Source organism: Iodobacter fluviatilis, from assembly GCF_900451195.1.
Taxonomy (GTDB): Bacteria; Pseudomonadota; Gammaproteobacteria; order Burkholderiales; family Chitinibacteraceae; genus Iodobacter; species Iodobacter fluviatilis.
Window position 1 is genome coordinate 3,059,547 of sequence record NZ_UGHR01000001.1, and the last position, 22,851, is coordinate 3,082,397.

Below are 22,851 nucleotides of genomic sequence, written 5' to 3' on the forward strand. Positions count from 1 at the left end.
AACTCATCCGGCTCCCATCATCCAGCCTTCGGCACAAATCCCATTTCCCAATGTACAAATGCGTTAGGAAACGCCTGCGCAAGTCGGCCAAGTGCACGCCATGCTCGAGTTTTATGCCGGGCAAGATGCTTGTACTTGCGCATCAACCAGCGCACCAGATAGCTATTCATGTGCTTCCAAATGGCCGACATCGCCGAGGCATAAAACCGACCATAATAACGCTGCCAGCCACGCAACACTGTGTTAAACATCGCCGACAGGTCGTCGAGTTTGCAATCACATTTCAATTGCAAGTGCCATCCCCGTATCGTCTGTCGCATTGCTTTGAGAGCATCACGACTGACTGCCGGTGAGAAATTCACATAAACTCGGCCATACTTATCCACCGCCTTACGCGGTCGAAACGTATAACCCAGAAACGTAAACTGCACGCAGTCGAACGCTTGCTGCCGATTAATATCCTGACAGTAAACGATCTTGGTTTTCTCTGGATGTAATTCAAGCCCACACTGTCGAAATCGCTCACCAATCTTGTCAAGCGCAAATTGTGCTTGCGCCAAACTCTTACAATGCACCACGCCATCGTCAGCGTAACGACAAATCCGTACGCTGCGCAGATGCTGTTTAACCCACACATCAAAGGCGTAATGCAAAAATAAGTTGGCCAGCAGCGGACTGACTACGCCACCTTGCGGTGTACCGCGTGTTCGCGCCAGAATTTGACCGTCTGCAGTTTGCATCGGCGCTTTAAGCCAACGCTCGACATACAGTAAAATCCATGGCGTTTTACAGTGCTTCTTAAGCGCACGCAGGAGTAAATCATGGTCGATGTTATCGAAAAGCCCTTTTATATCGAACTCCAGAACCCAGTCGTACTCCCAATTTCGCCGCCTTACCAAGGCAATCGCATCGTGCGCTGAGCGCCCGGGACGATAACCATAGGAATTGGGGTGAAATAGTGGATCAAGCTCTGGCTCAAGCAAAAGCTTGGCCGCAGTTTGCGCCACCCGGTCTGCCACCGTCGGTATACCCAGCATGCGTACTCCCCCTGATTTCTTGGGAATCGCAACACCTTTGACTGCCGGCGGGAAATAACTACCCGAACCAAGCCGATTCCAAAGTTTATACAGGTTGTCACTCAAGTTAGACTCAAATTGTGCAATCGACTCCTGATCGACGCCAGCGGCTCCGCCGTTGGCTTTTACACGTTGAAAAGCTCCCCAGATTAACGCTTTGGGAATGTCATAAGGCTTGGTCATGGCCGAGTACTCCTCCCACTTGCGTGGTTGACACCCAACCAGACCGGGATGACGCAGCCCCTTCGCTCCACCGCCATTACAGCGGTTTCATCACTACTACGAGCTGCTCCGCCCCTTGGTGGCGCATCGCTACTATCAGCCTCGCCTTGTCGGCTTGTGCTTTTCGCTTGCCATCGCCACCGAAGGTTCCCGCAGTTCAACATAAGAGCCCGGATTACGCTGACGCTGCCTCTATGCCGGACACCGCTTGACCCGTAAGCAGGTAACGGCCAAGCTAATCCCGGAGCAACATCACTCCCCGGTTTTGATGTCATCTGAACACTTTCGACACTTGAACGGCAGTTCACGGTTGTTCGCCTTCATTAATCCATACCTGACGCCTCAACGGACGCCTTTTCCGTAACGCTCACGACACAAGCTTTTGACTTGTGCCGCTTACGGTGGTTTGCCACCTGCTCCTGCAAGCCGATGGCGAGGGGCCATACCCTCATCTCTTACGCCGCTTGCTGCGGCACACTGATGTCACTCACCCAGACTTGGTTCGGCTCAGTGGGTTTAAATTCCTGATTTAGCAAGTTATCTGCGACCGGCAGAGTGTGGTTTGAGTTCGTCGTCGCTTTGAATTTACGCTTTTGGATGCAACGAATACCTTCTTCACGTCGCAGCCGGGCGATCCGGTCACGACCCGCTTTAATTCCTTCTTCTGCCAGTTCCTCCTGCAAGCGCTTGGCGCTATAAGTCCGGCGAGTCTTGTTGTGTGCGGCCCGAATCTCTACCCGTAAACGCTCATTCTCTAGCGAACGGCGACAAGGTGGTCGCTTCTGCCAAGCGTAAAAACCACCGCGAGATACTGCCAAAACCCGGCACAAAAGCTTGATCGGATATTGAGCTTGCCATTGCTTCACGAACGCGTACCGGGTAGTGATTCCCTGGCAAAGTACGCCGTCGATTTTTTAAGATATCGCGCTCCATTCGGGCTTCGGCTAGCTCTTTGCGTAATTGCCGTACCTCGGCCATCAAGTCAGCGGCACTGGGTATCTCGGTCTGCGTAGAAGGGTTTTTGACTGCTTTGCGGGCTTGTGTGACCCAATAGGCCAGCGTGCTCTGCTTCATATTCAGTCGCGCTGCGGCCTCGGCTACCGAAAACCCCTGCTCAAACACCAGCTTGATCGCTTCCGCCCGAAATTCCGGCGTATGGCTTTGCGTTATTCTTTTGCTCATTTCTCACTCCTGTTGGCTCAAAGTTTACCAAACAAGCGTGTCTACGGAATTCAGGCTACCTCACACCCTGCTCATTCTTCCCGTGAAAACAAATGATGTCCGGGCCGTAGTAACCCATATCTTCAATGTGAAATGTGACGGTCGTTCCGAATGAAACAAGGCGGGCGCCGATTTCATGATCTTGGTCGAGCTTTTCCTCAAAGTCCTTTATGTATTTGGCAAGACGCTCGTACATCCATTTGGCTGGATTGATTGTTACGTCATCGATACGAGGAACTTCAATTGGCATTGGTTGAACAATCGCCCGGGCCATTACAGACCGGGGATCGTCCATCCCGGGGAGAAGGTTGTGAAACTTAAAGGGGTTCTTAAAATCATCAGTCACGGGAAACTCCTTGTGAGGCATAACGTAAAATTAAGCAGCTGGCCTACGCTGCAATTGGATAAAAAAGCCGCACGTTCCGGCCAGTCTACTTGAATGCCATGTTTGGCGTATTGCTTCAGAAATGAATTCGAGAGTAGCCACTTTAATATAGCCACTCACGAAAGCACCTCTAGGTCCGAAGGTTTTACCCAAATAAAATGGATTTGGCCTTGCTCATCATTAAACATGAGCTCGGCATGACCGTACTGATCGAATTCTTCGACCACCATCACGTTCCCAACCACCGACTGTATTGCTGTTTGGTCCGATTCAGGAAGGCCATTGATTAGCTCAGGTGCAGCAAGGAGTAGCCGCACCCGCGCGCCAACCGATACCGCCTTGCCTAAGGAATCTTTCGGCTCGTGCATGAGAAACGCCTAACGTTTGAGATAAGAGGCGTTTTCCGGTTTGCCGGAAAACGTCCTCTCGATTGAAAGGTTAGACATCTGTTTGTCGCTCACGGCGATTTACAAAGAGCGCCGCTACGAGGCCAGCGATGACACCGACAGGCAATACGACGAATACCGAGAGTAGAGAACAGATGAAGCCGCCAAACACCAAGTTTGCGACAAGGCTATTTGACCCACAGCCGCTACAGCCAGCGCCCGTATCACAGTGACACCTAGGAATGAATTGCTCCACGCAAGGCCGACCGCAAAGGCTAGCAATGCCAAAAGAACAATGGCAAAAGTGGACTTAAAAATGATGGAAGGAAGTGAGCTTGGCATTCTATCTTTTCTTGCAGCTAGCAAGTTCTTCAAGGTCCCAATAGTGCGGGCAAATGTCTAACGTCAAAATTAAGCCGCTGGCCTACGCTGCAATTGAATAAAAAAGCCGCACGTTCCGGCCAGCCTGCTTGAATGCCATGTTAGGCGCATTACACACTAGACTATAAATAAGTACGTCATAAAAACAGTAATTAAATGGGCAATTAACCGTGGTCTGTCCCCGGTTTTTTCTACGGTTTTCTCTGTGGACTTCAATTAAACAATTTCATTCAATTTTTCTTCAATCATCTTTTTCATTGACAAAGCATATTTGTCATCAGGCTCAATGAAAAGCCAAAAATTTAGCTTTCCAAGAATTCGCTCAGGAAAAATAGGATCAAAAACCAACTCTTTATTTTTCCAACTTTCAGAAGGTAGTTTATACTCAGGCCGAGGCAAGTTAGATACTAAACAATCAATTTCTTTAATAAAAAGATGGCATTGAGCTCTTATCCGCCTACGCATTTCCTTTGGAATTCTAACAACTCCTTTATTAACCACCAAACCAGTTAGAAACCTAACCTCTTTCGCTCTATCATAAACTTTAGTTTTTGCATGATTCAGGCTTAACCCATTATCATTAAATAATTTCTTAATGGATTTCAAACAATTTATTAATTCAACCCCGCCCGATACTGCTATATCATCTGCATAGCGAGTACAAAAAAATCCCTTCTGCTCACAATATAAAGTCAATTCAGCATCAAAAATCTTCATGTATATATTGCTTAAACATGGGCTAGTAGATGCACCTTGAGGCAAAGACCCATTGAATGTAACCAATGAACTGAGAATTTTAGAAACAGAATGGCAATATCCAATATTTTTAAATATTAAATACACATGATCAAACAAAATAGAGGGAAAAAAATTCTTAAGATCAAACTTCAAAATACATTCTGAAGAGGCATGGGGGGAAACATGATCTTTAATCGACTTATTCTTTTGATACCCAACAACCATCGGCAAGAAATCACAAAAAGCTTTTTCTAAAATATTAGTCAATATCCAGCGCTGAACACTTTCTAGCGATGGATATGGTGCATAAATATTTCTAATTCCGCCACTACGTTTAGGGATTTCAAAGCTTTTATAAAACAAATGAGTATCAAAAGACATTGCCCTAAGGGTCTTGGGTGAAATGCCTAAAATATCAGAAAAATGATAGAAACTAAAAATAACCGGGACACTGCGTTCTTCTAGCTTAGAAATATACTCAGCATATAAGTTTATTTTTTTTTCTGTTTTATACTTGGCTTTCACTAGTTCAAGCAGATCGGCGTTACTCAGCACACTAGGGTCCTTTCCTGCCACTTTAAAGGAAGCTTTAGGTTTATGACTTTGATATTTTTTAAACTTGACTTTCGTGGATAAATTTATTTATCCACTGGCCACAGAGTGGCCATCATCTGGGCGTGCGGCACTTTGCACGTTCAGATGATGATCATTATGAACCCATGTCAAACCGAAGGGCGATACACCCTCGCTGACAGAAAAGGACGGTGAAGCTTACCTCTCAGGCCCTCTTGATGTCAACCCAAGAAAACAAATACTTAGAAGGGAATCTTTCCGCACTAATTTCTTTGGAATTCAATTCCAAAACATTTTTATAAATAAATTTATTTTTCCTCATAAACAGCTTTTTTCTATTCTTAATCGCCCACAAACGACCTTTATTTGTTAACTCAAATTTATAATCGTCCATTACTAAAATATCATCAATACAAAGCTCAGAGTAAACAGCAGCTAACGAATTAATTGATATATTTGCTCTCTCCATCAAGTCTACCAAAGAAATAGGCTCATTAAGGCCATAAAGAACCTTAATAACTCTTCTCCTCGCTACAACCAAAACATCTTGTTCATATTTTTCCAACAAGTCATCTTCTGGTAAAAAGTGTTTCTCTAGGTTTTCCATCTGCATACTTATCCCACCATAGAAATGGAAAATTATTATTTGGCATATTGTAACTTTCCAAAAAGAAAGATGCTTCACTTTGTTTATAACCAAAACTATAAACACCAGGATTATCAAATATCTTTCTTTCCAATAGACGAATTCCTTCAGAAAAACGAATTGCCTTATCTTCAGAAACACCCGAAGAGATACATTTTTTCAATGTCATTACAACGAAAATATCACCACCAACAACTGCAGAAAGAGCATTGATCCCCTCTTCCATTCCCGCAAAGGCCACGACATGTATCTTATAATCGGAGGTTTTAGGATTGCGTTTTAAACTGTCTATTTTCTTCTTAAGCTTCTCACCAGTTCCAATAAAATCATCGGCAATAACTATCGATTTCTTTCCATTTCTTGCACCAAAAGCTTTCTTAAAATTAGTAAAAATACTTTCAAGCCACTCCCGTGGAAGCTCCGACTGAATAGCACGAACAAACCCCAAAGACCCACATGGCTTACTATCCTCAGCGACCCCAACAAGCAAGGCATCCTTTGGATCAAGCACCCAAATAGTCTGAATAACCTCAGCAATAACTGATGCAGCGCTCACAAGATCACTGGAAGTACAATACTTTAATTTGGTTAACACATGCTCGATTACTGAAAAATCATCGCAACTTTCACACTCTCCCAAAAGGCTTAGAGCACCATGCCTATACCTTTCTTTTCGCATCCAATCCAGCTTAGACATCAACGTAAATAACAACTCCAGACGCTCATCTCCCAACATAAAAACCTCAAGAATTATTTATATTTAACTCCAATAATACGCTCATAAATATATTAATAAAACAACCTCCTAATTACATTAGGCCGACAAAAAAAGCCCCCCCCACCACTACTCATAACATTATCAACAACCAAAAACATAAATATTTCATTACCGCCTATCACCCCTCCCCTCAATAGCTACCACCAGCGGAATAACCCGGTGCAAATCCACGGCTCTTAGCTGGGTATAGCGTTTTAGGTTTTTCCAGCTTTTATGGCCAGAGACGAGGGCAACTTCCTGGATTTGGTAGCCTTGCTCAAACAGCCGGCTGATGCCTTCATGGCGCAGGTCGTGAAAGTGCAGGTCTTGAATGCCGGCCTTGCTGACAATGCCGCGAAACGCCACACCAACAGATTCGGATTTATAGGGAAAGATAAAGTCGCTGGTGCGCGGCTGCACCTGAATGATGCCTAAAGAAGCACCGAGCAGCGGCACAGTTTGATCATTGCCGATTTTCTTCTTTGGATCTTTCCTATCCCGGATCAGAATGGTGCGGTTTTTCTCGTTTAAATCACTCCATTGCAAGCGGGTGATTTCACTGCGGCGCATGGTGGTTTCAATCGCAAAGCGCACCAGATCTGCGATAGGGATTTGCCTGAAATGTTCGGTGGCTTTTGCGCCAGCCAGAATCAAACCCAATTCTGAATCTTGCAATCTCCTCTCGCGCTCAACAGAGCCGCAAATCATGCCCTTTTCTTTTAAGTATTCATTGGCCAATGAATACTGGGCAATATCCACATCTAATTTGGCAAATAATTTGGCTTCTTTTAATACACAGCCCAAATAAATAATATCCAGCTGAATAGATTGCGGCTTTACGCCAAATGATCGGCGATGGCGGACATGATCAATAATTTTATCGGCGGTTAATTCCAAAATAGCCACGTCTGCCATGGGGGAGCGAGCCAGCACATTCAGCACGCTGCGCTTTGATGCCCACAGGTGTTTGTCTTTCTCAAAGAACTCGATGTATTTGCTGATTAAATCTTTAAGAGTTAAGCCTTTTAATTTGCGCTGGGCAATTGCACCTTGCTCACGCATTTTCTCGGTAAGCAGTGCTGCCCACTCCTCGGCTAGGCGCTTGGCCTGTGCTTCAGCACGAAGACCCACCCCTGCCGCAAGAAAGCTTCTGGACTCGTTTAACAGCAGCTTGCCGCCCCGCTTAAGCCTCACCTGCGCCTGATAAGAAACAGAACCATCTTTGTTTTGTAAACGAATAATTGAGGCCATATGTGGGAAAGTGCTATCTCTGTTTTTTGACGCCCCAAGATAGCACCTAGCCAGCACTTTTCCTAACATAACCCCGCTTTAAGTGCCTTTTTACCGTAACAACACCGGATGAGTGCTAATTATAGCAGCGGTATAATCCTAGCAAAAAAAAGGCGCCGAGATCACTCAACGCCTTATTTAAAGCCACTCTTACCAGATACGGATGCGCTCTTTAGCCGATTTATACATGCCATCACCTTCTTTTACGTTAAAAGCTTTATAAAATGCATCGCTATTAACCGCTGCACCATTGGCGCGGAATTGGCCGGGGCTGTGGGGGTCTGTCAGGAGTAATTGCAAGGTCATGGGCTCGCGCATTTTGCTGGCCCATACCTGGCTCCAGCCTAAAAAGAAGCGCTGCTCACCGGTGCGCCCATCTATTTTTTCGGCGGGTTTGCCCCCTAAAGATAATTGATAGGCTTTATATGCCACGGCCAAACCTGATAAATCCGCAATATTCTCACCAAGAGTGAGTTTGCCATTAACGTACTTACCCGGAATAGCTTCATAAGCATCATATTGAGCGACTAATTTACTGGTCAGCGCAGTAAATTCCTTTTTATCCTGCTTTCCCCACCAATTTTTTAAATTGCCGTCACCATCATACTGACTACCTTGGTCATCAAAGCCATGGGATATTTCATGCCCAATTACACCGCCAATTGCGCCATAATTAACGGCATCATCTGCCGTAGGATCAAAGAATGGTGCTTGTAATATAGCCGCAGGGAAAACAATTTCATTCATGCTGGGGTTGTAATAGGCATTAACAGTTTGCGGTGTCATTCCCCATTTTTTGCGATCAATGGGTTTTCCTAATTGATTCAGTTCACGCGCGCTGGAGAACAACCTGGCACGTTGCAAATTGCCTAATAAATCATCTGCCTTAATCTCTAAGCTACTGTAATCAATCCATTGATCCGGATAGCCAATTTTCACAGTAAATTTGGCTAATTTTTCCTGTGCTTTTACCTTAGTTGCAGCACTCATCCAGCTTAAATCTTTAATTGAGCTGCGATAAGATGCTAATAGATTATTCACCATCACATCCATTTTAGCTTTTGCTGCTGGCGTAAAATACTTGGCAACATATAATTCGCCCACCGCCTCACCTAAGCTGCCATTTGTGGCTGCAATTGCTCTTTTCCAGCGTGGCTTTTGCTCTGGCACGCCAGACAATGCCTTACCGTGAAAATCGAAAGATAAATCCGTATATACTTTGGGCAGTGCATCAGCATATTGATCTAAAACTTTAAATTTAAGCCATACTTTTACGGTGGCTAATGGTGTTTTAGCCAAGGTTTCACTCATTGATCTGATATAGCTAGGCTGGGAAACAATAACAGGCCCTGCTTTACCTGCTATACCCATCGCATGCCAATATTCATCCCATGCAAAATCAGGAGCTAGTCTTTTTAACTCGACCAGTGATTTTTTATTATAGGTTTTTTGCGGATCGCGATTATCTACTTTTGTCCATTGCACTTTGGCCAACTCAGTTTCAAATGCCAGCAAGGATGCAACATCGACCTCTGTTTCACCTGATAGTTTTAATAAATTTTCAAAATAAACACTCAAGGCTTTTCGTGCAGCAATAAATTTTTCATCTGATTTTAAATAAAAATCGCGGTCAGGTAAGCTTAAACCTGATTGATGCACATTCACGATATAGGCCGTTGAATTCTTTTCATCCTGCCCCACGTAAATCCCCAGTGGTGCATAGAGCCCAGCCTTACTCAACAGGGCCAATTGCTCTGCCAACGCCTTGCTATTTTTGATTGCGGCAATATCTGCAAAAATGGGTTGTAAAGGCGCTAAACCACGCTGCTCAATCAAGCTTTCATTTATATAGCTTTGATATAAATCGCCCACTTTTTTTGCAGCCGAGTCTGATGCCGTATTTTGTGCTGCCATTTCTACAATTTCACGCACTTGGGCTTCAGCGCGATCACGTAAAATTAAAAATGCGCCGTGAGAGGACTTATCGCTGGGTATTTCCGTGTTTTTCAACCATGTTCCATTGACTGCCTGATATAAATCATCCTGCACCCGGACACTTTGATCAAAATGCTCAAAATCAAGCCCGGCGAGGGGTGCGGCTTGTACACCCATTGCCAAAGAGGCAGCAATCATGGTTAACACGAGCTTTTGTTTCATTAATACCTCATCAATAAGCAGCAGGCCGCTTAGTCAATTAAACAATCATTAAGATCAATGAATACCAGTCTGTGGCATATAATGCCTCAAGGCTGTCCGAACATGAAAGGAAATCAGAGATGAATGATAAAATACATCTTATTTAAATAAATGAAGTACTAAAGTTTTTACGAATCAGGTCGATACTTGGCATAATGACAGTACATAAAGTCACACTGGCCAGTGACGAAGGATGACATACCATGAAAATCGATCAAAACAAGCCTCTGAATACGACGCCCAGCCGCAGCAGCGAGCGTACAACGAGCACACCCGCCACAAGTACGGAGCGTTCTAAAACAGACAGCGTAACGATTAATCCACTGGCAGCTAAGCTGAATCAGATCGAGCAGAACTCAAAGCCTGCTTTTGATACTGAACGTGTTGAATCCCTCAAAAAAGCCATCAGCGAAGGGCGGTTCACCGTGCGTACAGAGGCCATCGCTGGCAAAATCATTCAAAGCGCTCAAGAACTTCTAGGCAAGTGAAATGACCATAGACTCGCCTTTGAACACACTGCTGACTGAAGCCATCAGCAGCATGCAAATATTATTAGACTTACTTCAAAAAGAGCAAAGTCATTTAATTGCCAATGAACTGGACCCACTGCTGGTGCTCACCACAGAGAAACAGGCTTCAGCCATCAATGCTGAGCAAGCAGGGCAAGCACTCAGCCTGTTTTTTAGCGCCCAGGGTATTGATCCACAGCATGATGCCAATACATGGATCACAGAGCAGCACCCTAATGCGCTAAGCCAGTGGCAAACACTTTTAGAAATCACCCGTCAGGCATCCGCATTTAACAGCAGTAATGGCAAATTAATTGAAACTCGCCAGCAGCTGATCAATGGCTTTATGCAGCAAATTTTAGACGCCAGCCACAGCCGTCCGCTTTATGCTCCTGATGGCAAGCTTACCTCGCTTCCGCAAGGCCAAAGGCGCGATTTAGCTTAAGGGTTGAGGGCCAACAGGCTGCGCCCGCCTTCAAACCGTTGTGCAAAATACGGGGTAGATAGCGATTCAACCCTTATTTTTCCTTTAGATGACGGCGCATGAATGAAACGCCCGTCCCCCAAGTAAATTCCCATGTGCGAAAACGAACGCCCTAGTGTATTAAAAAACACAAGGTCTCCTGCCTGCAACTGATCACTTGCAACAGGCCGGGCTAGGCTGGCAATTTGTGCCGCATTATGCGGCAGCACCGCACCTACAGCATTTTTGTACACAAAGCTCACCATGCCACTGCAATCCAGCCCCGCTTCAGGATTATTGCCCCCAAACTGATAACTGACATCCAGTAGGCCCAGCGCATACATGACAATCTCGCGCCCCGCCCCTGCTGCCTGAATATTACTCAAGGATTTAGATGCAGGTGAAGACACTTTGGTGCGGGTGGGCGTGGAGCTGCACGCGCTTAATACCAAAATACTCAGCAAAATAATCTTTCTCAATCTGAATCCTTTAATAAAGCTCAGCCATCCACTGGGTTTTCTGGCGTAGGCAAAATCAATTGATAAAAAGCTAAATCCAGCCAGCGGCCAAATTTAAATCCTGATTGTTTAATCGTGCCTGCATGGCTAAAACCAAGCTGCTGGTGCAGCGCAATGCTCGCGGTGTTTTCAGCATCGATTCCACCAATTAAGGTGTGATATCCCTGCTCCTGCGCTTTTTCAATAATAAGCAGTAATAATTTTTTACCCAAACCCTGGCCTCGATAATCAGGGTGGATATAAATTGAATGTTCAATGGCATATTTAAAAGCCGGACGCACTCTGAATGCACCGTAGCTGGCAAAGCCCAACAAAACACCTGCGTCATTTTCAAAGCCCAGCACTGGCAATTGTCTGGCTTCTTTATCAGCAAACCAATCCACCATACTGGCTAATGGCCTTGGGGTGTAATCATAAAGCGCCGTTGAGTTTTCAATCGCCTCATTGAATATATAGAGAATTTGCTCTGCGTGCCGTGCATAAGTACAAGAAACAATCCGCATTATTTACTCTTAGCTTGTTTAATTTAATTAAAAAAAAACACCAAAGGAAAACCTCCGGTGTTTTTTGCAAAAACAGCCTTCTGCAAGAGAAGGCAGCAATCTGTTAAGAGTGCGAACGCTTGTAATCTACATCGCAATCGGTCAGTACAATCACACGAGGATGTGTCTGCAAGAAAGAAGCTGGCACTTGAGTGGTAATTGGGCCATTTAAAGTGCGATCAAGGATTTCAGCTTTTTCTGCGCCTTTAACCACCAGCAGAATTGATTTTGCATGCAAAATAGAACCCATGCCCATGGTTAATGCATGCGTTGGCACTTCATCAATGCTGTTAAAAAAGCGTTTATTGGCTTCGCGTGTTTCTGGCTTTAAAGTCACTTTATGTGTAAAGCGCGATAAGGCCTCATCAGGCTCATTAAAGCCAATATGGCCATTATGCCCGATACCTAAAATTTGCATATCGACAAGGCCTTTCTGATAAATCAGCTCATCATAACGACGACCTTCTTCATCTAAATCTTCAGCATTGCCATTTGGCACATAGGTATTTTCGGTGCGAATATCGATATGATTAAACAAGTGGCTATTCATAAAGCTGCGATACGATTCCGGGTGAGTAACTGGCAAGCCAGCGTATTCATCCAGATTAAATGTTGTTACTTCTTTAAAGCTCACCAGCCCCTGCTGATACGTCTTTACTATTTCCTGGTAAATGCCAACAGGGGTGCTACCTGTTGCCATACCGAGGATTGCATTAGGCTTGGTGCGAACAATAGATAGTAATAAATCAGCACCTACGCGATTCAGTTCATTTTGATCTTTGAATTTATGTAAAATCATGATTGTGTGAATTCCGAAATAAGTAAAACAACCTAGATACTATACGTCAACTGAATAAGATTTGTTGATGCAAACCACATCCCGCACAAAAAATCAGGAAAATAACCAAGGTTGTCCGATTTTTCGCTGCGCTTCAAAAGCTTTAATCTCTTCTGCGTGATGCAAAGTCAAACCAATTTCATCTAAACCATTTTGCAGGCAATGCTTGCGATGGCCTGTAATGTCAAAACCAAACACTTGGCCTGAAGGCGTTGTGACTGTTTGAGCCAGCAAATCTACATTCAGGCGATAACCTTCTGCAGCCACGCTTTCTGTAAACAACTGTTCAACAATGGCGCTATCCAAAACAATCGGTAGCAGCCCATTTTTATAACAATTATTAAAAAAGATATCGGCAAAGCTGGGAGCAATCACCACACGAAAGCCATAATCTTCAATTGCCCACGGCGCATGCTCGCGGCTGGAGCCGCAGCCAAAGTTGTCTCTGGCCAGTAAGACTTCCGCCCCCTGATAACGCGGGTAGTTCAGCACAAAATCTGGATTAGACTTGCGCTGGCTGTTGTCCATACCCGGCTCGCCATGATCCAGATAACGCCATTCATCAAACAAATTCGGGCCAAAGCCAGAGCGCTTAATCGACTTTAAAAACTGCTTGGGGATAATGGCATCGGTATCCACATTAGCGCGATCCAATGGGCACACCAAGCCATTTAATTGAGTGAATGCTTTCATTTATTGGCCGCCTTTTCGATGGCTTCGCCACCTTTTTTAATATCTTTGCCCATGCCAGACACCGTATTACAGGCCGTAAGCCCCAGCATCAGAAACATCAGCGTCAGCGTTGCAATTTTTTTCATCCCGATCTCCTTAAGCGAACTGGCGCACATCAACAAAGTGGCCTGCAATCGCCGCAGCCGCAGCCATTTCTGGGCTTAATAAATGCGTGCGTCCGCCCTGGCCCTGACGGCCTTCAAAATTACGATTACTGGTAGAAGCACAGCGCTCGCCCGGCTCTAAGCGATCCGCATTCATCGCAAGGCACATGGAGCAACCCGGCTCGCGCCATTCAAAACCTGCCGCAATAAAAATTTTATCCAGGCCTTCGGCCTCAGCCTGCGCTTTGACAAGACCAGAACCCGGCACCACCAGCACCAGTTTCACATTAGCCGCCTTGGTTTTACCCTTGGCAATGCCTGCCGCAGCGCGCAAATCTTCAATGCGGGAGTTAGTACAGGAGCCGATAAACACTTTATCAATCTGAATATCTGTCAGCGGTGTTTTGGCGGTCAGCCCCATATACTGCAGCGCACGTTCATAACTGCCACGTTTGACCAGATCCGGTTCTGCAGCAGGATCTGGCACCGCGCCAGAGATACCCAAAACTTGTTCAGGCGATGTGCCCCAAGTCAGCTGCGGCTCAATCTCTGCTGCATCCAGTGTAACCAGTGCATCAAATACCGCGCCTTCATCAGAGACCAGTGTTTTCCAGTGCGCGACCGCAGCATCCCATTGAGCTGCATTGGGTGAAAAAGGCCGGCCTTTCAGGTAATCAATGGTTTTTTCATCAACGGCCACCATGCCTGCACGGGCACCTGCCTCAATCGCCATATTACACAACGTCATCCGCCCTTCGATAGAAAGCGAGCGAATCGCCTCGCCGCCAAATTCAATCGCATAGCCCGTGCCACCCGCCGTGCCTACTTTGCCAATAATGGCCAGCGCCACATCTTTTGCCGTTACACCCCGGCCCAACACGCCATCCACGCGAATCAGCATGGCTTTCGATTTTTTGGCAACCAGTGTTTGCGTGGCCATCACATGCTCAACTTCAGAGGTGCCTATGCCGTGCGCAAGCGCAGCAAATGCACCATGCGTGGAAGTGTGACTGTCACCACAGACCACCGTCATTCCCGGCAAGGTTGCGCCGTTTTCTGGGCCAACCACGTGCACAATCCCTTGCTTCTGATCTTTAAAGGGATAATAAGCCAGCGCGCCAAATTCTTTGATATTGGCATCCAGTGTTTCTACCTGCAGCCGTGAGATCGGGTCTTGAATACCCTTATCCCAATGATCAGTTGGCGTATTATGATCAGCAGTCGAAACAATCGAAGACTTGCGCCATAGCATTCTGCCCGCTAACTTCAAGCCTTCAAAGGCTTGCGGGCTGGTGACTTCATGCACCAAGTGACGATCAATATAAATAAGGCAAGTGCCATCGTCTTCAGTACGAATAACGTGGGAATGCCAAAGTTTGTCATAAAGTGTCTGAGCCATGGCGATAGTCTAGAAAAGTCAGGACCTTCGAAACTAGCATAGAAGGCCTTTCGCCACAACCGTGTAAGCAAGACTTATGCCGATGTAGTTTAAATAAAAAAATTACACCTCATCCATACCACAGGAAAGGAAACCTCTATGCACAGACCACTTCTCGCCCTGATGCTGCTTGCCAGCGGCTGGGCACAGGCCGCATCTTGCCAGAGCGTAGCAGAAGGATTAAACCGTCAGCTGCGCCCAGGTACCAATACCAGCGAGCTGACAGAAATACTCAGCAGCCTAAATCAGCAAGGCCGCCTGCCCGCCAAATTTGTCACGAAACGCGAAGCACAGGCCGCAGGATGGCGTCCTGGCAGCAGCCTATGGCAAAGCCTGCCGGGCAAATCCATCGGTGGCGATCGTTTTGGCAACCGTGAAAACCGCCTGCCGCGCAGCCAGTATCAAGAAGCAGATTTAGACTACCAGGGCGGGAAACGCGGCGCAAAGCGCATTGTATTCAGCAAAAATGGCCCACGCTTTATTACAGTCGATCATTATCAAACCTTTACTGAGGTGACAGCATGTCAATAAGCCAACGCGTTGTACTCCAGCATATTTACAAGCTCAATGATGCTTACCAGCAGCTGGCTGAGCAACTGGACTTTTCCAGCGATTTTATTAACAACCTAGATGCACTTTACGATGAGCTGAGTGGCAATCTGGAAGGCCCGATCCAGATCACATGGGAAAACACGAGGGAAGCGCAAGCCGCGCTGGGAGAGGAAGACTACGCCGCCTTACTTGCAGTATTCAACGATGCGATCGCAGACCGGGATGACTTAAGCCTTATCCTGAAACCATAGGCACTGCTGACGTTTGATTTATTTCATTTGCAAAGCAACCGCGCGCACAATGAAGGACTGCACGGCGCTAAAGAACGCTCAAGGCACTCGTCCCACCACGCGTCTTTTAACTTGCGCAGCCGTAAATAAAGCATCAACAGCCCCTGATGCATTGCAGCAAAACAAACTTGGATCATCGCCCGCTCTTTCCTATACTCAGGCTCTGGCAAAACAAGCTTAAAAGCGCTGCCAGAGCCATGAGTTATTTTCTGCTGCAGAAACCGGGGAGGTCCTATGGATTTTGAATATCAAAATTATCCAAAAAAAATAAATATAGGCTGTGGTTATGATTTAAAAAGGGGTTATCTGAATATTGATTTAAATGAATATCACCAGCCCGATTTAGTCGCCGACTGTACCCAGCTCAAATGCCTACCTTCTGCCTATTACGAATATATTCTGGCCAACGATATACTCGAACACATCCCTAGATTAAAAACCAGCACCACATTAAGGGAATGGAACCGCCTGCTTGCCCATGGCGGCATACTTGAATTGCAAATTCCTGATGTCATTGGCTTGTTAAATCTTTTAAAGAAACCAGAAAACCAAACACTGGCCAAACACGAAGAGCTTTTGCGCTGCCTATTTGGTACGCAATGCTATAACGGTGATTTCCATTTTATTGGCTTTACCGAAATCACCATTAAAAACGCCTTAAATGAAGCAGGCTTCACAATCAAAAGCCTGAATTCCGTGGATGACTGGCTGTTTAATGTAAAAGCCGTCAAAACAGGCAAGCCTCTGCACGATGGCCTGATTGATATTCAGGAAGATGATGATTTTTTATTTGCCGCCTTTATGCACTTACTCAAACGCAAACCAGACAGTGGCGGGTTTGATCATTACAAAGCGCAATTAAGCAAAGGCATGGAAAGAGAAGCCATTGTAGAAAACATCAAGGGCAGTCAGGAATATATTCAATTAAATAAAACAACTCAGACTCAGATATAAAAAAACGCCGCCCGAGGGCGGCGCTTTACGTCCTAATCAAAAGAGAACGTGTAATAAGCATCCCCGGTGGTTTCATCTGTTCCAATACGTGAAACCAAAGACCAGCCTTTAGTCAGCTGCCAAGTAAACTTCACCGCATCGCGCAAGCCATTCACGCTTTTTTCCAGTGATACCCGTACATTCTTACTTAACTGTTTGCCCACCGAAACCACCTGGGTAGAGCTGCCGTCTTTTTCTTTCTGGCTACTAAAACCCACATCATCAAGGCCAACCTTACCCAAAAGTCCTTCGCTAAAGCTCGAATTATCCCCTGAGGTGAGCAAGGCATTTGCCACTTGCAGCATCAAAGCACTGTCTGATTTTTCCATGCTATCCGAGCCATGGCCAAACAAGAGCCAGCTGAGTTTTTCACTATCCGGAACACTGGGTTCGGAGTAGAGCATCACCCGTGGCCGCAAGGCGGTACCTGTGACCTGCACACCCGCCTCTACCTGCTGGCCCCGGCGCATGGCCAGCACATCCAGCCCAGGATTATCAATCGGCCCCTGGAACGCCAGCACGCCGCGCTCAATATCCAGCTTTTGCCCGTATGCGCTGTAAGTGCTGCGGGCATTGCCTTCATTTTCTGCCACCTGCACCACACCATGCGCAGTAGGCGGCTGATTAGCTTGTGCCCGCAAGCGCAGCAGACCGGCCAGCCTTGCATCTAGTCCATACCCGCGGAAGCGGAAGTTTTTGCCAAGATCAATATCCATCTGCAAGGTCAGCTTGGGTCCCGCATCAGCCGGCGCTTTACTGCGGCCTTTAATCACCACATCATCCGACAGCTTTGGCACATCGTTAGACTGGAAACGGATATCCCCTTCATCTGCCTTCATCTGTCCACTTACACTCAGTGCCTTATCTTTCAGCATGATATTGCCTTGGCCGGACATCACCACCAGCATATCGGCCTTGCTGATCAACGTCAGCTTATTGGCCGTAACCTGGGCCGTGGCACTGGGGCTTGGGCCAGCCAGATCAAATGAGCCTTTCGCATCTAAAGTACCCTGCCCACCTTTAAACTGGAATTGCTGCAAATGAATTTGCTGCTTATCCAATGTCACCCTCACCTTCCCATCCTGCAAAGCCAGCCCCGTTGCTGCATCCCGCACCGACACCCCATCGCCGTAGATAAAACCGGTCCAATCGTTTTCTTTAGGTAGCCCTGCGTGCCGTACTTCAAAACGCCCGCTCCCGGCCAGCGTTAAATCCGGCCCAAGCAGCGGGCCAAACATTGAAAGCTTAGGCACATCCCCCTTGATAAATACATCAAGCGGGGCACGCTCTGCCAAACGCCAATTCACCGCATCCAGCAGCGCAGTACCATTCGCCTGCATCTGACCAAAACGGCCCGAGCTTAAATGACCGTTGAAATTCAGTGCCGATTGTTTCGCCAGCACCTGCAGCCTAAAGTCTTGCAAATCAAACTTCTGTGGTGCTGTGTTTTGCGTGACATACTTTAAATCGCCCGATTGCCGGTGGATTTCCAGCTGGCCATCTAAGCTGCCCGCAGATTTAAGCGCCCAGCGCCCGCCCAGCATCAGATTGCCACTGACTTCTTTTTGCCCCAGCAGCGTCAGCCATTGCCCAACCGACACCTGCTCCAGCTCACCTGCGGTATCCAGATTGCCATCCTGCCAGTTTAGTTTTTCGATATGCACCCGCGTCTCGCCCATCAAAAGACGTGCATCGCCAAGCCGCACCAGATTAGCACCGGCCTCCAGCGACAATGGCGCAGCCAAGTTCAGAGCCAGCGGCTGATTCACTTGCAGGCCCTGCACGCTGCCGCGCCAGACCCACTGATCACTTAAGCCTCCCTCAAAGCGGGAGCTGACATCGATCAGACGCTCATCCTGCTGGCCTTTTAACTGCAAGCTGGCGCTGTGTTTTTCCCGGCTGCCATCCGCTTTAAAGTTAAGCGCCTGAACTTGCACACCTGCCGCTTTTGCATCCGAGATATCGGCACGAATATGCATGGGCCCTTTTAAATCAGACTGCAACTGAGCCTCCAGCACCGCTTGATTTACCGAGACACCAAAGGGCGTTTGTAAGCCTGCAACTGCCAACTGGGTGGCAATTTGCGGGCTGAGCATGGCACCTTTTAACTGCGCATCCCCGCTGATTTTGCCGCTAAAACCCGGGCCAAATTGTTGTAACTGCGGCAGGCTGATTTTCAGTTTTAGCACATCACTGGCAAGGCCAAGCGCACCCTCTGCATCGATGCGATTTGCACCTAATGCCAGCCATAAATTTGCATTCGAAACACGGGTTTCTTCTACATTCAGCTGGCCTTTACCACTGAGCACTTCGCCATTAAAACGGCTGTCACTCAAGCTGTAATCTACACTGGCTTTTAAAGCAGGCTGCAAAGCACCGGCTAGTTTAAATTGCCCTGTCAGTGATCCTTTCGGGCTGGCTACAAATTCAGCAGGATTAAGACCCGCAAATTCACCCGACAATTTAAAGTCATTTTTTGCTACGCCTTTTGCATCAAGCAAACCCAACTCACCCTGCAGGGCCACGCTGCTATTTGCCCTAGATAAGCGCGCCTCACGCAAAACAATCCGCCGCTCATGCTTGGGATTTAACCAGCCCATATCCAGATCTAGCGCTACATTACGCTGTGCATCGGCCAAATTAGCCTGCACATCGGGTGCCAGCCACGGGCCTTTTAACTCAATCGTGCCACCCAGTGATGCTGGAGGCTGACGCGTAAAGAGCTTAGCCGGATCAATTTTGGCCAGATCCAGCTGTAATTTCAGCTGACCTTTATCTAATTGTCCCGCACCTTTGATTTGCCCTTGCCCCAGCAAATCCAGCGACATAGATTTAAGCGTAACCGTTTCTTTTAAATACCCCAGCTTGCTACTGATCTGCGTAAATGGCAGCCCGCCCTGATCGATCGTTAAAGGCATTGCATTACGGATTTCCAACGCGCCACTGGCCGCGTTTTCACCTAAAGGAACAACAGATAAAGACACATCAATCAGCGCCTTGGGCAAGCCTTGTACAAGAACTGCCGGATTAAGCTGTTGCAACTTAATCTGACCTTCACTTAAAAGCTGATAGGTATAAGGGGCAAACAGATCCAACCGTGCATTGATCATGGCGTTGAGCTGATTGCTTTTGATGTCGCCTTTTAATTGCAATTTACGCAGCTCGCCATCAAGCATGATTTGGGATTGCAAGGGCTGATTTTCTACTTTACCCGCAAGCGACAGCTGGCCCGAAGTCACAAAAGGCTGTGCTCCTACCAGCGCCAGATGCCCTTTTAAACTGGCATCCAGCTGTGGCAGCTTTAACTTAAGCTGATCCAAAGTGATTTGATGGAAACGGCCATTACTGGCTAATTTAAAACGAATATCATCCAGGTCAGGCGAACCCTTAATACTCAGCTTTTTAATCTGTGCTTGATCGATATGCAGACCGATTGGCAGAGTGATACTTTCAGGCGGAGGCGAGGCAGGCTTGTCCGGCGGGCTGGGCTTAATATCGATTTCTAAATGCCCGATACTTAATTCATCCAGCGATAAATCACGCGCCAGCAAGCTGTACGGGCTCCATGCAAGCCTCACTTTATCAACTGAAAGCCCCATGTCTGCAGTATTCAGCACGAGGCCACGCAAGGCGAAATCAGACCATAAAGAGCCATCAATTGCGCGTAGCTTTGCCACGCCACTCTGGTTGATTTGCTTTACCAGCCAGTCACGCCCCATTTGTGAATCAAAAAAGGCCAGCGTAATGGTCAGTAAAAAAACGGGGATTACCAATAAAAACAGCAGCCAGCCAATAAAACGACGAAATTTTGAATAACGTGCAACAGGCTTGGCAGCCTGAGTTTCTGCGGCAGCAGGCGTTGGATTTGTCTGCATTTAAAAAGTCACTCCCATGGTGAAATGCACACGGAACTGATTTTCTTCCACGCCTCTCGCCACATCTAAACCAATTACCCCCACCGGGCTTACCCAGCGCGCCCCCACACCCACACCGGTCGAGCCACGCCAGTCTTTCCACTGATCCCCTACACCACCGTGATCAACAAACACCGCGCCAAGCCAGTCTTTATAAACGGGGGTCTGAAACTCTATGGAGCTGACCGCCATCACCCTGCCTGGAATGGTCGAGCCCCCAAGCGATAAACCTAAACTCTGATAATCATAACCACGCACCGACGATGAGCCACCGGTCCGGAACAACCAGTCACTTGGCACATTAAAAAATTCTTTCGTAAACGTATCCCCCACTTCTAGGCGGGCAACTACTACGCTTTTTTCACCCACAGGCCAAAACTGCACGCCACGCCCATACAGGCGAACAAAGCTTTCATCCGACAGCAGGCCCTTAAGTGCTCCGCCGCCTTCCAGGGTAATCACATTGCCCGAGCGCGGGTTTCTGAGCCGGTCTACATCACGCCTTACCCACTGATATTTTGCGGTTAAAGACTGAGGGTCAGAAACCGTACCGTCATTTAGCTCGCGGCGCTCGATTTGATATTCAATCGCAATTAATCGGTCAATATTTTTTTCGGTGCTGCTGCGGGATACCCCGGTCTTCCATGTACTGGTATCTAAGCCCTGAATATTTTCATTCACATAGCTGGCATAGACCCGGTGCTCATACCCTGATGCAAAGCGGGGGAAGGTAATCCCAGCACTTGCTGACTGCTCTTTTTGCTGCAGGCGCACGCCACTATCCAGCACCCAGCCCCGGTCCAGCAGATTTAAATAACGATAATCAAACGAGCCGCGCATACCGGTATTGGTGCTATAGCCCAAACCTGTACTTATTTTGCTCAAAGGTGCTTCTTGCACTGTTACTTTTACGGGCGCAATAAAGGGGGCGTCGGGGGGCAAATCAACATCCACCAAAACCAGAGAAAAATGCGGCAGATTCTGTAAATAGGTTTGTAATTCTAATAAATCATTGCGGCGGTATTCGGCGCCCTCATGAAACTGAATATTGTTGCGGATTAATTTATCAGGGTAGCGGGATAAGCCAGTGATACTTACCGGCCCATAGAAATAAGCTGGCCCGCTGTCCACATCAACAGTCAGATCCACTGTATTTGCTTCGGGGTCAACACTGGCTTCGGCATGGACTAATTTTGCCGCCGGGTAACGGCGATTGAGCAATGAGCTTACCGCACCACGCTTGGCGCTATCCCAATCACTCTGGCGAAAGATACTTCCCTTAGGCAGGGGCCAGTTTTGCTCTTGGCGCTCTTCCAAACGCTTCATCCGTACTTCGTCGGGGATAATATCGCCCAGATAATTCACATCCACACTGCGCACCAAGGTGGGCTTCCCCGCATCCACATCCAAAGAGACAATCGCAGGAACGGTTGATTCATCCAGACTTGCTTTAACCTTGGGCGAAAAATAACCTTCCGTCGCCAGCAAACCCGCTACAGCATCCGGCGCATTATCGATCAGGCGTGAAAGCTGCTCTTTGGTCATCCTTTTTTCAGTTTTCCAGCGAGCAAGATCCAAGTGTTTCTCTAAGAGCGCCTGCAAATCATCGGGCGCTTCAATATTCAAAACATAGGGAAAATAGACACTTTGCTCTGCATCCGCAGCAGGCAGCTCTTCAGCCAGCGACAGAACAGGAAAAGCCATGACAAAAACGAAAAATGACCGAACAATCATAGGGATGATTTTAAAAGAGGCAAGGCCGCTACTTTACCGCATGGGAGGCGCAGCAGACAAAAAAGAACCCGGTCCGTATACGCATCCAAAGACGCAGAACACAGAGCCGGGTAACAAGAAAGACCAGATGAAGAGTCAAAACATACTACACACACAACAACTTACTACTTACCACACTTACAAACAGCTAAACCACCAGATCAACGAGTTGCAATAAAACCTTGAGACTTCAACAGCAGGTTTTGAGCAGATTCGATGTTCTTAAAAATAATTTGCAAGGTACGCATTTGCATCTCCTTAAAAGTTTGGGTCAGAGATCTGTTCCCAATCAAGCAATGACGCTACTTTAGCAA

At 47.0% G+C, this 22,851-nt stretch carries 23 protein-coding genes and 1 pseudogene; 7 read left to right on the top strand and 17 right to left on the bottom strand.

Annotated features, from left to right (window positions below):
- Positions 1 to 17: 17 nt before the first annotated feature.
- The 4 genes and pseudogenes from ltrA to DYD62_RS14170 all read right to left on the bottom strand — a co-directional run bounded on the left by ltrA (position 18) and on the right by DYD62_RS14170 (position 3,272).
- Positions 18 to 1,259, bottom strand: coding sequence for a group II intron reverse transcriptase/maturase (gene ltrA / locus DYD62_RS14145; protein WP_115226497.1), 1,242 nt, complete (start codon positions 1,257 to 1,259; stop codon positions 18 to 20).
- Between the two features lie 515 nt (positions 1,260 to 1,774).
- Positions 1,775 to 2,480, bottom strand: a pseudogene (locus DYD62_RS24040) (IS3 family transposase); the annotation flags it as partial.
- A 55-nt stretch (positions 2,481 to 2,535) separates the two neighbouring features.
- Positions 2,536 to 2,865: a DUF6173 family protein gene (locus tag DYD62_RS14165; protein WP_115227936.1), complete on the bottom strand. Its 330-nt coding sequence runs from the start codon at positions 2,863 to 2,865 to the stop codon at positions 2,536 to 2,538.
- 155 nt (positions 2,866 to 3,020) lie between these two features.
- Complete coding sequence (locus tag DYD62_RS14170) at positions 3,021 to 3,272, bottom strand: hypothetical protein (RefSeq protein ID WP_115227937.1); 252 nt, start codon at positions 3,270 to 3,272, stop codon at positions 3,021 to 3,023.
- Between the two features lie 40 nt (positions 3,273 to 3,312).
- Between DYD62_RS14170 and DYD62_RS24230 the strand changes: the two genes are divergently transcribed.
- Entirely contained in the window at positions 3,313 to 3,438 is a 126-nt protein-coding gene (locus tag DYD62_RS24230; protein WP_267896121.1) for a hypothetical protein, read from the top strand.
- Positions 3,439 to 3,887: 449 nt separating this feature from the next.
- On the opposite strand, the gene DYD62_RS14175 is transcribed toward DYD62_RS24230, so the two are convergent.
- From DYD62_RS14175 to DYD62_RS14195, 5 genes are all read right to left on the bottom strand, one after another.
- Positions 3,888 to 4,964: a reverse transcriptase family protein gene (locus DYD62_RS14175; protein ID WP_115227938.1), complete on the bottom strand. Its 1,077-nt coding sequence runs from the start codon at positions 4,962 to 4,964 to the stop codon at positions 3,888 to 3,890.
- A 223-nt stretch (positions 4,965 to 5,187) separates the two neighbouring features.
- Positions 5,188 to 5,589, bottom strand: a complete 402-nt coding sequence (locus DYD62_RS14180) for a hypothetical protein (protein WP_132038712.1) — start codon at positions 5,587 to 5,589, stop codon at positions 5,188 to 5,190.
- Complete coding sequence (locus DYD62_RS14185; protein WP_115227940.1) at positions 5,552 to 6,364, bottom strand: phosphoribosyltransferase-like protein; 813 nt, start codon at positions 6,362 to 6,364, stop codon at positions 5,552 to 5,554. The genes DYD62_RS14180 and DYD62_RS14185 overlap by 38 nt, the downstream gene beginning before the upstream one ends.
- 150 nt (positions 6,365 to 6,514) lie before the next feature.
- Positions 6,515 to 7,636 (bottom strand): site-specific integrase, encoded by a 1,122-nt coding sequence (locus DYD62_RS14190; RefSeq protein ID WP_165928748.1) that lies wholly within the window; start codon positions 7,634 to 7,636, stop codon positions 6,515 to 6,517.
- A 189-nt stretch (positions 7,637 to 7,825) separates the two neighbouring features.
- A complete protein-coding gene (locus DYD62_RS14195; protein ID WP_115227942.1) occupies positions 7,826 to 9,832 on the bottom strand; it encodes a M13 family metallopeptidase in 2,007 nt (668 codons plus the stop codon).
- Positions 9,833 to 10,074: 242 nt separating this feature from the next.
- Between DYD62_RS14195 and flgM the strand changes: the two genes are divergently transcribed.
- Both flgM and DYD62_RS14205 read left to right on the top strand, forming a co-directional pair.
- Positions 10,075 to 10,359 carry a flagellar biosynthesis anti-sigma factor FlgM gene (gene flgM / locus DYD62_RS14200; protein WP_115227943.1) on the top strand — a complete coding sequence of 95 codons (285 nt, stop codon included), beginning with the start codon at positions 10,075 to 10,077 and terminating at the stop codon, positions 10,357 to 10,359.
- A 1-nt stretch (position 10,360) separates the two neighbouring features.
- A complete protein-coding gene (locus tag DYD62_RS14205; RefSeq protein ID WP_115227944.1) occupies positions 10,361 to 10,825 on the top strand; it encodes a flagella synthesis protein FlgN in 465 nt (154 codons plus the stop codon).
- On the opposite strand, the gene DYD62_RS14210 is transcribed toward DYD62_RS14205, so the two are convergent.
- The 6 genes from DYD62_RS14210 to leuC form a co-directional block, all read right to left on the bottom strand.
- The gene (locus tag DYD62_RS14210; protein WP_233702918.1) at positions 10,822 to 11,322 is read right to left on the bottom strand and encodes a C40 family peptidase; all 501 of its coding nucleotides are present in this window, start codon (positions 11,320 to 11,322) and stop codon (positions 10,822 to 10,824) included. The genes DYD62_RS14205 and DYD62_RS14210 overlap by 4 nt on opposite strands.
- A 20-nt stretch (positions 11,323 to 11,342) precedes the next feature.
- Complete coding sequence (locus DYD62_RS14215; protein ID WP_115227945.1) at positions 11,343 to 11,864, bottom strand: GNAT family N-acetyltransferase; 522 nt, start codon at positions 11,862 to 11,864, stop codon at positions 11,343 to 11,345.
- A gap of 103 nt (positions 11,865 to 11,967) precedes the next feature.
- Positions 11,968 to 12,702, bottom strand: coding sequence for a glucosamine-6-phosphate deaminase (gene nagB / locus DYD62_RS14220; RefSeq protein WP_099396242.1), 735 nt, complete (start codon positions 12,700 to 12,702; stop codon positions 11,968 to 11,970).
- Between the two features lie 93 nt (positions 12,703 to 12,795).
- The gene (gene leuD, locus DYD62_RS14225; protein ID WP_115227946.1) at positions 12,796 to 13,434 is read right to left on the bottom strand and encodes a 3-isopropylmalate dehydratase small subunit; all 639 of its coding nucleotides are present in this window, start codon (positions 13,432 to 13,434) and stop codon (positions 12,796 to 12,798) included.
- Complete coding sequence (locus DYD62_RS14230; protein ID WP_115227947.1) at positions 13,431 to 13,559, bottom strand: entericidin A/B family lipoprotein; 129 nt, start codon at positions 13,557 to 13,559, stop codon at positions 13,431 to 13,433. Before DYD62_RS14230 ends, leuD begins: the two co-directional genes overlap by 4 nt.
- A gap of 10 nt (positions 13,560 to 13,569) precedes the next feature.
- Entirely contained in the window at positions 13,570 to 14,976 is a 1,407-nt protein-coding gene (gene leuC, locus DYD62_RS14235) for a 3-isopropylmalate dehydratase large subunit (protein WP_115227948.1), read from the bottom strand.
- A 138-nt stretch (positions 14,977 to 15,114) separates the two neighbouring features.
- Here leuC and DYD62_RS14240 point away from each other — a divergent pair, with 138 nt between their 5' ends.
- The 3 genes from DYD62_RS14240 (at position 15,115) to DYD62_RS14250 (ending at position 16,811) form a co-directional block, all read left to right on the top strand.
- Positions 15,115 to 15,546 carry a ribonuclease domain-containing protein gene (locus tag DYD62_RS14240; RefSeq protein ID WP_115227949.1) on the top strand — a complete coding sequence of 144 codons (432 nt, stop codon included), beginning with the start codon at positions 15,115 to 15,117 and terminating at the stop codon, positions 15,544 to 15,546.
- A complete protein-coding gene (locus tag DYD62_RS14245) occupies positions 15,537 to 15,818 on the top strand; it encodes a barstar family protein (protein ID WP_115227950.1) in 282 nt (93 codons plus the stop codon). Before DYD62_RS14240 ends, DYD62_RS14245 begins: the two co-directional genes overlap by 10 nt.
- Before the next feature lie 273 nt (positions 15,819 to 16,091).
- Positions 16,092 to 16,811: a DUF4214 domain-containing protein gene (locus DYD62_RS14250; RefSeq protein WP_115227951.1), complete on the top strand. Its 720-nt coding sequence runs from the start codon at positions 16,092 to 16,094 to the stop codon at positions 16,809 to 16,811.
- Positions 16,812 to 16,843: 32 nt separating this feature from the next.
- On the opposite strand, the gene DYD62_RS14255 is transcribed toward DYD62_RS14250, so the two are convergent.
- Together DYD62_RS14255 and DYD62_RS14260 are read right to left on the bottom strand one after the other, a co-directional pair.
- Positions 16,844 to 20,725, bottom strand: coding sequence for a translocation/assembly module TamB domain-containing protein (locus tag DYD62_RS14255; protein WP_115227952.1), 3,882 nt, complete (start codon positions 20,723 to 20,725; stop codon positions 16,844 to 16,846).
- Positions 20,726 to 22,468 (bottom strand): autotransporter assembly complex protein TamA, encoded by a 1,743-nt coding sequence (locus tag DYD62_RS14260; RefSeq protein WP_165928747.1) that lies wholly within the window; start codon positions 22,466 to 22,468, stop codon positions 20,726 to 20,728.
- Between DYD62_RS14260 and DYD62_RS23660 the strand changes: the two genes are divergently transcribed.
- The gene (locus tag DYD62_RS23660; RefSeq protein WP_165928746.1) at positions 22,467 to 22,715 is read left to right on the top strand and encodes a hypothetical protein; all 249 of its coding nucleotides are present in this window, start codon (positions 22,467 to 22,469) and stop codon (positions 22,713 to 22,715) included. The two genes, DYD62_RS14260 and DYD62_RS23660, sit on opposite strands and share 2 nt — an antisense overlap.
- Positions 22,716 to 22,851 lie beyond the last annotated feature (136 nt).